Source organism: Stenotrophomonas sp. 1337 (assembly GCF_031455455.1).
GTDB classification, from domain to species: domain Bacteria; phylum Pseudomonadota; class Gammaproteobacteria; order Xanthomonadales; family Xanthomonadaceae; genus Stenotrophomonas; species Stenotrophomonas indicatrix.
In genome coordinates this window covers 182884-196736 of sequence record NZ_JAVDSR010000006.1, presented here as the reverse complement: position 1 = coordinate 196736, position 13853 = coordinate 182884, and the positions used below count along the sequence as shown (strand labels likewise).

At 63.5% G+C, this 13853-nt stretch carries 14 protein-coding genes and 3 tRNA genes; 6 read left to right on the top strand and 11 right to left on the bottom strand.

The annotated features are described in order from the left end of the window. The first annotated feature begins 21 nt into the window (after positions 1 to 21). From J2X70_RS11065 to J2X70_RS11045, 5 genes are all read left to right on the top strand, one after another. Positions 22 to 591: a TlpA disulfide reductase family protein gene (locus J2X70_RS11065; RefSeq protein ID WP_025875231.1), complete on the top strand. Its 570-nt coding sequence runs from the start codon at positions 22 to 24 to the stop codon at positions 589 to 591. Positions 592 to 602: 11 nt separating this feature from the next. Then, on the top strand, positions 603 to 797 hold the full coding sequence (locus tag J2X70_RS11060) for a hypothetical protein (protein ID WP_025875233.1): 195 nt from the start codon (positions 603 to 605) through the stop codon (positions 795 to 797). 65 nt (positions 798 to 862) lie between these two features. Further along, positions 863 to 1054, top strand: coding sequence for a hypothetical protein (locus J2X70_RS11055; protein ID WP_032975717.1), 192 nt, complete (start codon positions 863 to 865; stop codon positions 1052 to 1054). Positions 1055 to 1085: 31 nt separating this feature from the next. After that, the gene (locus tag J2X70_RS11050; RefSeq protein WP_025875237.1) at positions 1086 to 1283 is read left to right on the top strand and encodes a hypothetical protein; all 198 of its coding nucleotides are present in this window, start codon (positions 1086 to 1088) and stop codon (positions 1281 to 1283) included. Positions 1284 to 1525: 242 nt separating this feature from the next. Further along, on the top strand, positions 1526 to 1858 hold the full coding sequence (locus J2X70_RS11045; RefSeq protein ID WP_033830769.1) for a hypothetical protein: 333 nt from the start codon (positions 1526 to 1528) through the stop codon (positions 1856 to 1858). A 112-nt stretch (positions 1859 to 1970) separates the two neighbouring features. Here J2X70_RS11045 and J2X70_RS11040 read toward each other — a convergent pair. From J2X70_RS11040 to uvrB, 3 genes are all read right to left on the bottom strand, one after another. After that, positions 1971 to 2045: transfer RNA gene (locus J2X70_RS11040), tRNA-Val, on the bottom strand. A gap of 97 nt (positions 2046 to 2142) precedes the next feature. Then, a tRNA-Val gene (locus tag J2X70_RS11035) sits at positions 2143 to 2217 on the bottom strand. Positions 2218 to 2324: 107 nt separating this feature from the next. After that, a complete protein-coding gene (gene uvrB, locus J2X70_RS11030) occupies positions 2325 to 4349 on the bottom strand; it encodes an excinuclease ABC subunit UvrB (RefSeq protein ID WP_032975714.1) in 2025 nt (674 codons plus the stop codon). A gap of 176 nt (positions 4350 to 4525) precedes the next feature. Here uvrB and J2X70_RS11025 point away from each other — a divergent pair, with 176 nt between their 5' ends. Further along, positions 4526 to 5020 (top strand): GspH/FimT family protein, encoded by a 495-nt coding sequence (locus tag J2X70_RS11025; protein ID WP_059063703.1) that lies wholly within the window; start codon positions 4526 to 4528, stop codon positions 5018 to 5020. Between the two features lie 52 nt (positions 5021 to 5072). Here the strand turns inward: J2X70_RS11025 and J2X70_RS11020 are convergent. The 8 genes from J2X70_RS11020 to ppnN all read right to left on the bottom strand — a co-directional run bounded on the left by J2X70_RS11020 (position 5073) and on the right by ppnN (position 13664). Then, a tRNA-Asn gene (locus J2X70_RS11020) sits at positions 5073 to 5149 on the bottom strand. Between the two features lie 45 nt (positions 5150 to 5194). Continuing rightward, the gene (locus tag J2X70_RS11015; protein WP_025875246.1) at positions 5195 to 5602 is read right to left on the bottom strand and encodes a type IV pilin protein; all 408 of its coding nucleotides are present in this window, start codon (positions 5600 to 5602) and stop codon (positions 5195 to 5197) included. Positions 5603 to 5625: 23 nt separating this feature from the next. Continuing rightward, entirely contained in the window at positions 5626 to 9387 is a 3762-nt protein-coding gene (locus J2X70_RS11010) for a PilC/PilY family type IV pilus protein (RefSeq protein WP_025875248.1), read from the bottom strand. A 13-nt stretch (positions 9388 to 9400) separates the two neighbouring features. After that, positions 9401 to 9922, bottom strand: coding sequence for a PilX N-terminal domain-containing pilus assembly protein (locus tag J2X70_RS11005; RefSeq protein WP_032951805.1), 522 nt, complete (start codon positions 9920 to 9922; stop codon positions 9401 to 9403). Between the two features lie 5 nt (positions 9923 to 9927). Further along, entirely contained in the window at positions 9928 to 11085 is a 1158-nt protein-coding gene (locus tag J2X70_RS11000; protein ID WP_025875252.1) for a PilW family protein, read from the bottom strand. Positions 11086 to 11093: 8 nt separating this feature from the next. After that, entirely contained in the window at positions 11094 to 11591 is a 498-nt protein-coding gene (gene pilV, locus J2X70_RS10995) for a type IV pilus modification protein PilV (protein WP_025875254.1), read from the bottom strand. After that, the gene (locus tag J2X70_RS10990) at positions 11588 to 12103 is read right to left on the bottom strand and encodes a GspH/FimT family pseudopilin (protein ID WP_025875256.1); all 516 of its coding nucleotides are present in this window, start codon (positions 12101 to 12103) and stop codon (positions 11588 to 11590) included. Before J2X70_RS10990 ends, pilV begins: the two co-directional genes overlap by 4 nt. Positions 12104 to 12275: 172 nt before the next feature. Further along, positions 12276 to 13664 carry a nucleotide 5'-monophosphate nucleosidase PpnN gene (ppnN, locus tag J2X70_RS10985; RefSeq protein ID WP_025875258.1) on the bottom strand — a complete coding sequence of 463 codons (1389 nt, stop codon included), beginning with the start codon at positions 13662 to 13664 and terminating at the stop codon, positions 12276 to 12278. Positions 13665 to 13853 lie beyond the last annotated feature (189 nt).

Sequence of the window (13853 nt, the reverse complement as noted above, 5' to 3'; positions counted from 1 at the left end):
CGCGGCGTTCAAGGATGATCGATGCTCAAGCGTGCACTGTTTCCCGTAGTCGCCCTGCTGCTGGCCGCACTGGTCATCATGCTCTCCTGGCAGAACCGCCAGTTGCGGCAGGTCAACGAACAGATGGCGGCGCAGCTGCAGCAGACGCAGCTGGACGCGCATGGTCTTGCCACCGGCACCCGGCCTGAACTGTTGACCCTGCGGACGACGCAGCAGACCCATGTCGATATCGGTGGCGCGCGCGGCGTGCCGCAGATCCTCTACTTCTTCTCTACCGCCTGCCGTTACTGCCTGGCCTCGGTGCCACAACTGCAGCAGATCGCGGCTGCGCGAGGCAGTGCCGAGCTGGTGGGCGTGGGCCTGCCACCGTACGACCAGCTTGCCGACTACGCAGGCAAGCACGCGCTGGCGTTTCCGATCGCCGTCGACGATCAGGGCGAAGTCTCCAAGCGCTACCGCGCCACGCTGACACCGATGCTGATGGTGCTGGCCGCAGATGGCAGCATCGCCTACAAGCATGTCGGCCAGCTCGACACCGGGACGGTGCAGGCCGTCGCCAACGCAATGAATCCGGGAAGCCACACCAACTGAAGGAGATACACATGATCGGGAAGAAAACGCTGTTCTCGTCCGTCGCCGGTATCGTCATCGTTGCTGCAATGTCATTCGGGGCCGCACAGGCCTTCGCCACACCGGTGAAGACCGGCTTTGCACCGGGTTGCGTGGATACCCCCGGATGCATGTTCGGCGGCAATGGCCGCGCCGGCGGCACGCGCATCTGCTGCGTCGCCAACTGATCCCGCTTCGACACCGCCCCGCACGCGGTGACTTCATGTTCCATCGCCATTCCAAGGAGATACACATGATCGGAAAGAAGAAGCTGTTCTCGTCCATTGCCGGCATCGTCGTCGTGGCCGCCATGTCATTCGGCGCCGCGCAGGCCTTCGCCACTCCGGTGAAGACCGGCTTCGCGCCGGGCTGCAAGGAACATCCGAGCTGCCCCTATGGCAACGCAGGCTCCCACGGCCTGCTGGTCTGCTGCGACCCCATGTAACCCGCCTCGAAGCTCTGCAAAGGAGATACAGATGATCGGAAAGAAGAAGCTGTTCTCGTCCATTGCCGGCCTCGTCGTGGTGGCCGCCATGTCATTCGGTGCCGCGCAGGCCTTCGCGACCACCCCGGCCAAGGCCGGGTTCGCACCGGGCTGTGAGTACACGCCGGGCTGTCCTTACGGCGGCAACGGCCGCTGGAGCGGCGGACGCGTCTGCTGCCAGGTTCCCTGATCCACCCCATCCAGCGCAGGACCTGACTTCGGCTTCCCGGCCACAGTTCCTGCATGGATGAGGCGCCCCGTCTGCACTGGGCGTTGCACCGGGCCGTCCGATTGGGCGGCCCTTTTTTCTGCGGCCCGGATTCATCCTTGCAGACGGCGCTTGGCACGCGCTTTTCCGGTCTTCGTCGCATGCCGATTTCACAGCGCAGGCCACAGTGCAACGCTGGGCTCCCTTCTCCGGAGCACCGTGCCATGCCGATGCTTGCCCTGCTGCTGTTGATGGCCGGTCTGTGCAACCGCGACGGCGGTACCGGAAGCGATTCGCTGCGGATGCAGATCCTGCAGGCCGACGCCCAACGTGCCGCCCGCGCGCCTGCCAGCTACGGCCAGACGGACAGCCAGAGCGTGCAGATCCTGCGCCTGAGTGCGGATCGCGTACTGCAGGTGGCCCACGCTCGCGTGCACGGTGATGCCGACGGTAAACAGCGCGGGCAATCGCACGCCCGGGGAATGCTGCAACTGTGGCAGCGTGTGAATGGTCATTGGCAGCTGCAGCGCAGCGCCAGTGTCGAGCAACGCGGTTGACGCTGGCAGCAGCCGGCCAGGCTGGAACGAGCGCGGATCGCAGGCACAAAAAAACCGGCCCAGGGCCGGCTTTCATCGTTTCCACCGCTGCTCCGGCCATGCCGGGAACCGGTGGTGGGCGGTACAGGGTTCGAACCTGTGACCCCTACCATGTCAAGGTAGTGCTCTACCGCTGAGCTAACCGCCCAAATATTCCGTGCAGCCCGCAGGCTGGTGCTTCTACGTAAAAACCCGGCGCCAGGGCCGGGCTTTTCATGCTCACGACAGCCCCCTGGGGGACTTCGTGGTGGGCGGTACAGGGTTCGAACCTGTGACCCCTACCATGTCAAGGTAGTGCTCTACCGCTGAGCTAACCGCCCGTTTGTTGCTTCTGCAGCGCCGCGATTGCGTCGGTGCAGGCCGCGTATATTACGGACGACGACCGGCAAGCGCAATACTTTTGTGAAGAAAAGCCGCATTACCGCGTTCAGCCCAGGCTGGCTTCCTTCAGCTGCCTGATCTGGTCGCGCACCCGGGCGGCATCCTCGAATTCCAGGTCCTTGGCATGCTGGTACATCCGCTGCTCCAGGGCCTTGAGGCGAGCGGCCAGCTGCGCCGGACTGAGCGAACGGTAGTCGACCGTGTCCTCTGCCACCCCGGAACGGCCTTTGCCCTTGCCCTTGCGGGACTCCTTCTCGGCGGCGTCCGAGCGTGCGCCCTCCAGCACGTCGACGATCGGCCGCGCCACGGAGCGCGGAGTGATGCCGTGCTCCAGGTTGTACTCGACCTGCTTGGTGCGGCGGCGGTCGGTCTCATCGATCGCTGCCTGCATCGAACGGGTGATCTTGTCCGCATACAGGATCGCCTTGCCGCGCACGTTGCGCGCCGCACGGCCGATGGTCTGGATCAACGAGCCGGTCGAGCGCAGGAAGCCCTCCTTGTCCGCATCCAGGATCGCCACCAGCGAGACCTCGGGCATGTCCAGCCCCTCGCGCAGCAGGTTGATGCCGACCAGCACATCGAACTTGCCCAGACGCAGGTCACGGATGATCTCCACGCGTTCAACGGTATCGATGTCCGAGTGCAGGTAGCGCACGCGGATGCCGTGCTCGGTCAGGTACTCGGTGAGGTTTTCGGCCATGCGCTTGGTCAGGGTGGTGACCAGCACGCGGTCACCGGCCTTGATCCGCTCGTTGGCCTCGCTCATCAGGTCATCGACCTGGGTGCCGACCGGGCGGATCTCCACCACGGGGTCGATCAGGCCGGTCGGGCGCACGACCAGCTCGGCCATGTCCTCTCCGGCCTCGCGGAATTCATACGGACCCGGTGTCGCCGACACATAGATGCTGCGCGGGCAGCGCGCCTCCCACTCCTCGAAGCGCAGCGGACGGTTGTCCAGCGCCGACGGCAGGCGGAAGCCGAACTCGACCAGGGTTTCCTTGCGCGACCGGTCACCCTTGAACATGGCACCGATCTGCGGAATGGTCACGTGCGATTCGTCGATCACCAGCAGCGCATCAGCCGGCAGGTAATCGAACAGGGTCGGCGGCGGCTCGCCCGCGTTCTTGCCGGTCAAATGCCGCGAGTAGTTCTCGATGCCGTTGCAGAAACCGACTTCGGCCATCATTTCGAGGTCGAACTGGGTGCGCTGGGCCAGGCGCTGCGCCTCGACCAGCTTGTTCTGCGCGTACAGCTGCTCCAACCGCTCCTTCAGCTCGACCTTGATGGTCTCCACCGCCGCCAGCACCCGTTCACGCGTGGTCGCGTAGTGGGTCTTCGGGTACACGGTGAAGCGCATGAGGTTGCGCATGGTCTCGCCGGTGAGCGGATCGAACATCGTGATCTTTTCCACCTCGCCATCGAACAGTTCGATGCGCAGGGCCTCACTGTCCGACTCCGCCGGGAAGACGTCGATCACTTCACCGCGCACGCGGAAGGTACCGCGCTGCAGCTCGTATTCGTTGCGCGTGTACTGCAGCTGGGTCAGGTGATTGATCAGGTCGCGCTGGTCGATGCGCTCGCCCTTGGACAGGATCAGGCGCAGCGACAGGTAGTCTTCCGGCGCACCCAGGCCGTAGATGGCCGACACGGTCGCCACCACGATCGCATCCGGCCGTGACAGCAGGGTCTTGGTCGCCGCCAGCCGCATCTGTTCGATGTGCTCGTTGATCGAACTGTCCTTCTCGATGAAGGTGTCCGACGACGGCACGTAGGCTTCCGGCTGGTAGTAATCGTAATAGCTGACGAAGTACTCCACCGCGTTGTGCGGGAAGAACGCCTTGAACTCACCGTACAGCTGCGCTGCCAGGGTCTTGTTCGGCGCCATGATCAGCGTCGGCTTCTGTACCTGCTGGATGACGTTGGCGATGGTGTAGGTCTTGCCCGAGCCGGTGACGCCCAGCAGGGTCTGCTTGGCGACGCCGGCCTCGAAATTGCTGGTCAGCTTGGCGATGGCATCGGGCTGGTCTCCCGCCGGCGAATACGGCGAGACAAGTTGAAAACTGTCGCTCATGGTGTTGCCAGGTCTCGGGGAAGGTAAGTATAGGGGGCGTCCGGTGACGGTCGGCTGAGGGGAAGCCGGGGAGACCGGCAGGGGGATGCCCGATGGCGACCCCCATTGAAAGGGGCGACGCTCGCTCCATGACCGCGCCCTTGAAACGCCCCCCTGTCCCCGGCCCCGCCCTTGGCATGCAACTGATTGAACTGGTGACGATTATTGCCGTCCTTTCGGTATTGCTGGCGGCAGGATGGCCGACGTTGCAGTCAACACTGCTGCGCCACCGCGCCGACGCACTGCAGCTGACGCTGCATGCCAGTCTCTCCAGCGCGCGCAGCCAAGCGCTGATCCGGCGTGAACTGATCGGCGTGTGCGCCAGCGAAGACGGGCATCAGTGCACGGACGACTGGAGTGCCGGCTGGATCATCTATCGCAGTGGCCTGCGGCGGGGCCCACCAGCAACGCCGGAAGCCATCCTGGCCCATCACCGTGGCCGCGACGATGTCTCGATCCTGGCACACGCCAGCAGCGGACGGCCGCTCCTGTTTTTCCAGGCGGATGGGCGAAGCCCCGGCGCCAATCTGACCCTGCGCATCTGCGCTGGCAGACACCTGCACGGCAAGCTGGTGGTCAACAATGGCGGGCGTACCCGCAGTGAACGCAGCAACCGCGATCTGCCGTGCTGAACAGAGCAAAGAAAAGCAAAAAGCCGCGATTTCTCGCGGCTTCTGCAGTATCTGGCGCCCGAAGTTGGACTCGAACCAACGACCCCCTGATTAACAGTCAAGTGCTCTAACCGGCTGAGCTATTCGGGCGGGGAGGCGCATTGTACTGGTCGAATCCTGGAAGATCAACACCCACTACCAACAATCGGAAACCGCTCCTTCCGAGGTCTTCCGGTTGGCCTGGTCGAGGGTCAGCTTGCCGCAGCTGTCCTTGACCTGCGTACCCGAAGGAGACGCCGTGATCGTGAACGTGGAACCATCGCCCTTGTAACTCAGGTCGTATCGCGTCGCCCCGCCCTCGCGTGGCGAGACCTTGCTGGGCAGGGTGTAGCCCGAGTAGGAATTGTTGCTGGAGTGATAGCGCTCCGCACGTTGCGCGTACTCGGCCAGGTCCGCTTTGGCTACTGCACGGTGTGATCGAAGTACGTACTGCTGGTACGAAGGAATGGCGATGGCCGCCAGGATGCCGATGACGATCACCACGATCATCAATTCGATCAACGTAAAGCCCGCTGAGCGATGAGGCGCACGGAAAGACTGCATGGATGTGGATCCTCGCACAGGGGTCACTGGAGCTGCCGCCAGGACTGGCGACCGCAGGGATAAGGCAGATACAGCGACTGGCTGCCGGCGGCGCCTACCACCATCCAGCAAGAGCTGCCCCCGGGCGGACCTTCCTTGCCACTACCCAGACGCGGTATGACCGACAGGGATACGTCCTTGACCGGCGCGGTTCCCTCGGTCTTCAACGACAGGCCCGCTGTACCCGACGCCGGCTTGACACCCGTGGGTGAACCGGTCCGGACATTCTCCAGGGCAGGCGCACCGGTCAGCGAGGAAAGACCAAACAGCCAGTTCGAACCACTCGTCGAACAGCCAACGGTTTCCAGATTGGGGACATAGGTCGGCATGAACATGATGCCGCTGACCAGCAGTGGATTACCAACGAACCGTTCACCGTTGCTCGCAGGCAGGTTGATCATCCACCCTCGCGCATTGGCCGGCGCAGTCCCTGCCACAATCCTGCGCGCCTCGGCGCCCGTCGCCGGAGCATCCGCGGTATAGGGCGCCAGATTGGCCGAGGTCAAGGTCGATGTGACCCTCTTCCCGCCAATGTCATTGACCGCATACAACGCCTGTCGCGAGGTGTCGTCCTTGTCACTGTAGAACGAGAAGCTGCCCGTACCGAAATACAGCATCACACCACCCGATGGACCGGTCGCAGCGGTCATGCCACCCGTGATCGGCTGGCGGAAGTTCCGCGCGCTGCTGTCCTGGCTGACCTGGGTGGTGAATACGGGAACGGTCAGCGCCGTGTCGGAGCTATCGGTGAGGTCGAATTTCCAGATGGCGCCACGTTGATCGGCGGCGTAGACGGTATCGGCAAGACCATCGCGACCGCGCAGGTCCTGGCTGTCGCCACGCCAGCGATCCACCACCACCACGTTGCCCAACCCATTGTCTCCGGAGATATTGGCTCCCGAGGCATTGCTCTCTACCGCCTCGATCATCCGCGTGGCGCCAGACGCCATATCCACGACGAACAGTACGGCCTTGCGGCTGGCACTGTTATAGCCGTTGCCGAAGATCGCCTTCCATGCAACCGTCTTGCCTTCCTTCACCGGCACGATCACCGGCTTGCCCAGCACGAAGCCGATGTTGTTGCGCACGCCCTCGGCCAACGACATGTTCAGATCGCTGATCTCCCAGAGCGCTTGACGCGTGGTAAACGCTGCCGGGTCACTCACGTCCAGCGCAAATACCGAACGACCACCAGCGCCAGCCGTACCGACCAGTCCCGTCTGCCATGTGCTGCCGACGAGCATGTCCGAGATGGTGATTGCACCGTCGACGAAATAGCGATGGCGGAAGGTCTGATCAGCGGTATCCGGTTTGTACGGGAACAGCAGGTTGGCCATATGGCCCAGCGAGGTTGAGGGAATGTACGCAAAGCGCTCGGTCCCTCCCGTACTGTCCATCTCACCCGATGCCCCCATGCCACCATCGAAGGCATGCAGCATGCCGTCATTGGCACCGACGTACACCGTGTAACGACCACTCTTCGCCTTGGTGTCCAGGTACTTGGCATAGCTGACGGCATAATCTTCGCCGAGCTGGCGATAGCCGTAGTCATCGGTAGGCGAACTGACCACCGGCGCCGAATTGACGATATCGCCCAGCGGCGTGGTGCGGTCGCGGTACTTGCCGCCGCTGCGCTTTTCCATCGTCGTATCCGCTTTCAGATAGCGGATGGCCGTGTCGATATCAGCATCAATGGACTTCAGCTTGTCAGTAGAGCACACCAGCATCTCTGCGTACTTGCCATCCGGCTTGCTGCACAGATCGGCCAGGCTGATGTCGGCCGAACCGAAGTCAACCAGCGTACCCGCTTTGTTGGCCACGATGCGGCGACCCGTTGAAGCGAGTTTCGTTGACGCCTCCCAGGCCTCGCTGAACACAGCGACCTGGTCACTGTTGATCTTCACGGTCGACGCCTTCAGCTTGCTCGACCAATCGGTCGCACCATTGCGGATGTCATAGCTTGGCGTCACCGACAGCGAACCTGCGCCAATGCGGGCGCCGGTCATGCCAATGGTTCCCGACGACGACTTGCCGCCGGAAATCGAGGCCAACACACGTCGCATCGCCTCGGTTACATCGGCAGGCGTCTGCGCATTGATGAATTCACCACGGCTGTTGAGTGCGGCGTGCCAGATCTCATCGATGACCGTTCCATCGTCCACCGTCGACGGATCAGGGCTGCCGTTCCAGTTCGGCGGATTCTTGTACGGATCCGCCGTGGCGGCAGCATTCACGCCGTAAATCCGCCCCTGAGCACCAAGCGTGACACCGTAGAAATTCATGTGCAGATCGGCCTGGCAGTCCAGTCGCTTCCACTCCGCGCTGCCTTGGGACAACGTGCCGCAGCGCTCGTCCACCGGCACCTGCCCCTTGGGGAAGCCGGTATCGGAACGAAGCGGCGTCTTGCTGCCCGAGTAATAGGCCGCAGTGATGTCGGCCATCGTATTGCTGTAATTGTCGGCGAAGGGCAGTGTCGGCAGATTCACGGTATTGACCGCGTCCGCGTTGGCGAACGAGCCATTCGGATAGTTCTTGGAATTCGTGTAGCCATCCGTGAACAACATGCCGCCATTGCGCTGGCAGGCGCGGATGACGGGCGCGCCGTCATCGGTACGGCGGAACTGTTCGGCCAGATACTCCACAGCACGACGGTTGGGCGTGCCGCTGATCGGCTTCAATCCGTAGATCTGCTGATAGAGATCGGCGCGGTTGGTCACCAGATCATGCATCTTCACGTTCTTCAGGTCATTGATCGTGAAGTAACCCACCCGCATGTTGTCGACGCCGTACAACGCCTCGGTGGACGCACCGACAATGGCCAGCGTGCGGCTGCGGTGATACTGGAACCAATTGGCGAAGTTCTGCACCGCAGTATCGTAGGCACCATCGATGCTGTAGTTGTCCTTCTTGATCTGATAGCGGCGCAGATTGCACTTGGGCCCACAGGCCCCCTGGATCACCGGTCGATTCGCATCGTCCGACTTGTATCCGTACGGCGCCGGGGAATTCTCCGGCAGGTAGAAGGTCGCCGGGAAGTACTGCACGCCATATTGCACCGCAGAGCCGATGTCACGCGAAGCGGTGCGCCAGGCGTTGTTGCGGTAATACGCATTGTCGGTTCCCGTGAGATCGGGAATCTTCATCCCGTCGACGAACTGGAATCCCTCACCGCTGCTTGAACGGACACTGGTCATGTTGTACGTGATGTCATACCCCGCAAATCCGGAGCGCGGGTCGACACGCGCCGCCGTGGTACTGGCGGGGTTCCAGCGGGTTCCATCGGCCCTCAGCCACGGCTTGTAGCTGACTGACGGGTTGTAGTAGCTGGCGTTGTAGACGTGCGAGCGGGCGAAGCCGAAGATATCCAGCGGCGGGATCGCACGACCATACGAATAGCGCTCGTTGTAGTTGTTGTGCGCGTAAAGGTAAAGATAGCAATCGACTGAACCGGAGTTGCAGTCCTGCCCAACGCTGTAGAAGCTGCCATTGTTGTTGAAGAAGCTGCCAGTCGACGTGCTGAAGATCAACCGCCCGTCACCGCCCGGGAACATGCGCTCGAAGGTCATCGAATTCGAGTCATCCACGGCCATGATGAACGCAGGCGGTGTCTGCACCTGCACGTTCAAGGGCTCCTGCGCCAACACACCCTGCGCCTGCGCGGCCATCAGGGTATGCACCAGGTAGCCGCCAGCGGCGACAACGGCAAGGCCTACGCCCGCCAGGATCCTGCGATTTCGCGTGTTCATGGGTTCCCCACCCTCACAGCTTGAATACGGTGTCGACCGCCGAGCGCGATGTCGCGTCGGTGGCCGTGTCGCCGGCGTACGTCGTGATCTGGTAGACCGGTGTTGCGGCCTCCAACGGCTTGCCCATGTCCAGCGCCCCTTCTCCCTGGATGCAGCCCTGGATCTGCCGGACCTTCACTGCCGGCTTGCTGCCCAGCTTGGTCTTGGCGACCCAGTCCGATGGATCGAAGCCATCGTCGCAGCGTTGATCGATGTCGGCCGAGGTAACCGTCGGGCTGTCACCCGGCGACTGGCGATTGGCAATCTTCTCCACGGCATTCTCGGCACTGCGGGCGGCGCCCTCGGCACTCTGGAAGGCTACGTTGCCGGCACGGTAGCCCGATGCCATGCGCTCCTGCATGCCGGCTACCTGCATGCCTATCACGCCCAGCAGCGCCAGCATGATCAGCAGCATCAGCGCGACGTAGAGCACGGCACCACGCTGCCGGACAGGGGCAGAGAAGGTGCGGCGCGAAGACATCTTGATGGAGCGCATGGTCGTCAATTCCCGAACAGGCGGTTGCGCAACGCAACGGAAACTTCATAGGCGCCACGGTGGCGCTGGTCATAAGGATCGCCCGGCGCGATGGTCACACCAAGCACCCCCAGGTAGGTGGCTGCCGAACCCGGAGCCTGCGCCGACGCCCGCTGCGGGCTGCGCGCAAGCAGCCCCACCTGCACCATGCCGACGCGGCGCCATGCGCCAACAGCGGTCGCATCCGTCGCGGTGCTGACGGCATTGGCAACACGCTGGTCGACGATGCGGCCACTGGGCGGGGTGGAAAGCGAAATATCCGGCGTTGCGTCAAGGCCGTACAGGAGCTGCATGCTCTCGATGCCCTCCACCAGCTCCTCACCGTCACCGTAGCCACCGGCTCCGTTGGCGCGGGCGCGGTACAGGGCAGGCTCATTGTTGCCGTTGCTCGCGATGTAATACACCAGGCCATCGGCGCGATACAGCATCGTCATCGCGTTGTTGACCGAATAGCCGGTCAGATCCAGTTTCTCGATCTTGACGGTGGATCCACTGATGGTGGCCGGGAACACATCGGCGCGGGTGCAATCGGCCAGCGCGAACACGGTCGGAGTGCCGGCAGCACCCGCCTTCAGGCGCGCCATCCCTTCACTGGACACCGTCACTGTGGTTGTAGTGCCATCCACACCGACGCCTGTCACAACCGCCCCTTCCGGGCTCAACAGGCGGAGCACAAGCACATCACTGCCGGGCAGTGGCGCCGGCTTCAGGTTGATGATGCTCTTGGGCACGGATATCGCCGCACTCCACGTGCGCCCCAGGGTCAGTGTATTGGTCGGGGCGGTGCCTGCGGCCTCATACCCCTGCACCGGCACCGAGAAATCCAGCGGATCTCCACTGCCAGCGGCGATACCAAGGTTGTAGCGGACATCGCCGGTGTTCTTGATCACATGCGCCTGGTCGTTCACGCAGCCAAAGTGACCCGCCATGCGCAGGTCACGCTGCAGGAAGTCCAATGCGAAACGTGCATTCTCCTGGGTCCGGGCAGCCCCCTCGGACAGGCGTGAAGCCGCGCGGGACGCGATGAAGATCTGCGTGATGCCCAGCAGAAGGACCAGACCGATGACCATGGCGATCATCAGTTCGATCAGCGACAGGCCGCGGGCTCGTGAAGACGGACTCATGGACGCGCTCACAGGAAAGTGGTCAGGCCGAAGGTGGTGAGGCTGTCGGGCTCCTTCGGATCCCAACGCTGATCACCCCAGGTAATGGCCACGCTGACCCGGCCGGTGCTCTGGGTAAACTGGACCTCTGCGCTGGCCTTTTCACCGAGTGTCTTCACAACCTCACATTGCCAGCGTGCCACGTTGGTCTTCGGCGTCACCGCCGCGCCGGTCGGCCAGGCACAAGCACCATTGGCCGTCACCGCTCCGGCAGCGAACGAGGCCGAAGAGTAGGCCCCGCCGGCAAGCGTATCGGTGCGCTGGGCGCGCATCAGTTCGATCAGGTCGTTGGCCAGGTTGGTCGCCTGGGTCCGGTAATTGGCACTCTGTACGAAGCGCACGCTCGTGGTCTGCAGCAAGGCAAAGCCGAGCAGCCCGAACGCAAGGATCAACAACGCCACCATCACTTCGATCAGGCTGAAGCCACCCTGGGACGAACGCGGAGAGGCAAGGTTGCGGCGATTCATGAGCAGGTTCCCTTGGTCACCCGGACCTGGCCGGACTTGTTGATCGTCAATGTGCTGCGCTGTTCGCCGGCCTTGCAGGACGCCGGGGACAGCACCACCGTCTGATCGTCCGCGGCCTTGCGACGGCCACGGCCATCAAAGGCGATGGTCGCTCCCGGGGGACCAACCACGCTCAATTGCGGGTTGCCCAGGGAGAAGCGCAGCACGCTGTCATTGCTGCCCAGCACGCCATCAGCGTCGAGATCGGACCAGGCCAGCAGCCCCTTGGACCATTCACCGTCACACGCCTGGCCATCGGTACTGCCACAGAGGCCACCACCACGGTTGTTGCGGATGGCCTCGCTGCGCGCGAGGTTGGTCAACGCGATCACTTCGTTGTTGGCAGTTGCCAGCCGGTTCGAACGAATCATGCTGCGGAAGCTCGGATAGGCGATCGACGCCAGGATCACGAAGACGGTCAGGGTGACCATCAACTCAATCAGCGTGAAGCCGTTTTGCCGGCGCAAAGACATTGGACGCTCCCCAGCGTGTTGGTGGCCACGATGGCGCACCGGCCTGCCGCCGGCAAGCGGCGGCAGGATGAACGGTCAGATCCGGGCGACGGGCGTCAAACCCTTGACATCCCGCCCTCCCCCACCGGTCCGGCGCGGTCCCCGCCGCGCCGTCCAGCCACCCTCGCCTCGCTTATGCCAGTACCTGGTAGCAGGGCTGGTATTCGCCAGAGATCTTCATCCGGCGCTGCTCGACGAAGGCACGCAGCAGCGCGTCCAGGGCCTGCATCATGTCGGGGTCGCCATGGATCTGGAACGGCCCGAACTCCTCGATGCGGCGCATGCCGTCTTCCTTCACGTTGCCGGCGACGATGCCCGAGAAGGCCCGGCGCAGGTCGGCTGCCAGCGCGTGCGGCGCACGCCCGTGGTGCAGGTCCAGCGCCGCCATCGCCTCGTGGGTCGGCACGAACGGCTGCTGGTATTCCCACGGAATCTCGATGGACCAGTTGAAGAAGAACGAATCCTTCTGCGCCAGGCGATGCTCACGCACGCGCTTGATGCCGGCCGACATCTTCTTGGCCACCGCCACCGGGTCACCGATGACGATTTCGTAGCGCTCGGCCGCGGCGTCGCCCAGGGTCAGGCGGATGAAACGGTCGATCTGCTCGAAGTACGGCGCAGCGACGGTCGGGCCGGTCAGGATCAGCGGGAACGGCAGGTCCTTGTTCTCCTCGCGCAGCAGGATGCCGAGCAGGTACAGGATCTCTTCGGCGGTACCCACGCCACCGGCGAACACGATGATGCCGTGGCCGATGCGGACGAAGGCCTCAAGGCGCTTCTCGATGTCCGGCATGATCACCAGGTGGTTGACGATCGGGTTCGGCGACTCGGCGGCGATGATGCCCGGCTCAGTCAGGCCTATGTAGCGCGTCACGGTCCGGCGCTGCTTGGCGTGGGCGATGGTGGCGCCCTTCATCGGGCCCTTCATCGCGCCCGGGCCACAGCCGGTGCAGATGTCCAGGCCACGCAGGCCCAGCTCGTAACCGACCTGCTTGGTATACAGGTACTCGTCGCGCGAAATCGAGTGGCCGCCCCAGCAGACCACCAGGTTCGGGTCACCCGGGTTGAGGATGCGTGCGTTGCGCAGCAGCCCGAACACCGCATTGGTGATGCCCTCGGACGACTCCAGCTCGGCCGCGTAGGCCGGGCCCATCTCGATGGCCATGTACGCCAAGTCACGGACCACCGCGAACAGCAGCTCGGCCACGCCGCGGATGATCTCGCCATCGACGAACGCCATCGCCGGCGCATTGGCCAGGTCGATGCGCACGCCGCGATCCTGCTGTGCGACCTGGATATCAAAATCGGGGTAAAGATCGCGCGCGGCGCGCGGATCATCGGACGCACTGCCACTGGTCAGCACGGCCAGCGCGCAGCGGCGCAGCAGCTCGTGCATGCCACCACTGGAGGCGTCGCGCAGGCGCGCAACCTCGGCCCGCGACAGCACATCCAGGCCACCACGCGGGTAGATCCGCGCGTCCTGCACCGGCAGCGTCCGCGCTGCCTTTTCATTCGTTGTCATATCCACTTTTCTGCTTCCTTTAAGGTGTCCGACTGTACTGCCGCCCCCTTAAAAAGCAAAACGGCCGGGAAGCCCGACCGTTGGATAGGTGCGTCCCGCGTTCGCCGCTCCGGGACCGCTTCGGCGGCATCTGCGCCGCGCACGTGTCTGGATGCTACGCCGATGCACAACCTCCCGCAAGGACTTTCG

What these genes read in the sequence shown, in the direction of transcription:
- J2X70_RS11005 (WP_032951805.1), bottom strand. Translation starts at nt 9,922, where the DNA reads ATGCGCTCCATCAAGATGTCTTCGCGCCGCACCTTCTCTGCCCCTGTC.
- J2X70_RS11025 (WP_059063703.1), top strand. Translation starts at nt 4,526, where the DNA reads ATGCAACTGATTGAACTGGTGACGATTATTGCCGTCCTTTCGGTATTG.
- J2X70_RS10990 (WP_025875256.1), bottom strand. Translation starts at nt 12,103, where the DNA reads ATGTCTTTGCGCCGGCAAAACGGCTTCACGCTGATTGAGTTGATGGTC.
- J2X70_RS11060 (WP_025875233.1), top strand. Translation starts at nt 603, where the DNA reads ATGATCGGGAAGAAAACGCTGTTCTCGTCCGTCGCCGGTATCGTCATC.
- J2X70_RS11000 (WP_025875252.1), bottom strand. Translation starts at nt 11,085, where the DNA reads ATGAGTCCGTCTTCACGAGCCCGCGGCCTGTCGCTGATCGAACTGATG.
- J2X70_RS11045 (WP_033830769.1), top strand. Translation starts at nt 1,526, where the DNA reads ATGCCGATGCTTGCCCTGCTGCTGTTGATGGCCGGTCTGTGCAACCGC.
- ppnN (WP_025875258.1), bottom strand. Translation starts at nt 13,664, where the DNA reads ATGACAACGAATGAAAAGGCAGCGCGGACGCTGCCGGTGCAGGACGCG.
- uvrB (WP_032975714.1), bottom strand. Translation starts at nt 4,349, where the DNA reads ATGAGCGACAGTTTTCAACTTGTCTCGCCGTATTCGCCGGCGGGAGAC.
- J2X70_RS11065 (WP_025875231.1), top strand. Translation starts at nt 22, where the DNA reads ATGCTCAAGCGTGCACTGTTTCCCGTAGTCGCCCTGCTGCTGGCCGCA.
- pilV (WP_025875254.1), bottom strand. Translation starts at nt 11,591, where the DNA reads ATGAATCGCCGCAACCTTGCCTCTCCGCGTTCGTCCCAGGGTGGCTTC.
- J2X70_RS11050 (WP_025875237.1), top strand. Translation starts at nt 1,086, where the DNA reads ATGATCGGAAAGAAGAAGCTGTTCTCGTCCATTGCCGGCCTCGTCGTG.
- J2X70_RS11015 (WP_025875246.1), bottom strand. Translation starts at nt 5,602, where the DNA reads ATGCAGTCTTTCCGTGCGCCTCATCGCTCAGCGGGCTTTACGTTGATC.
- J2X70_RS11010 (WP_025875248.1), bottom strand. Translation starts at nt 9,387, where the DNA reads ATGAACACGCGAAATCGCAGGATCCTGGCGGGCGTAGGCCTTGCCGTT.
- J2X70_RS11055 (WP_032975717.1), top strand. Translation starts at nt 863, where the DNA reads ATGATCGGAAAGAAGAAGCTGTTCTCGTCCATTGCCGGCATCGTCGTC.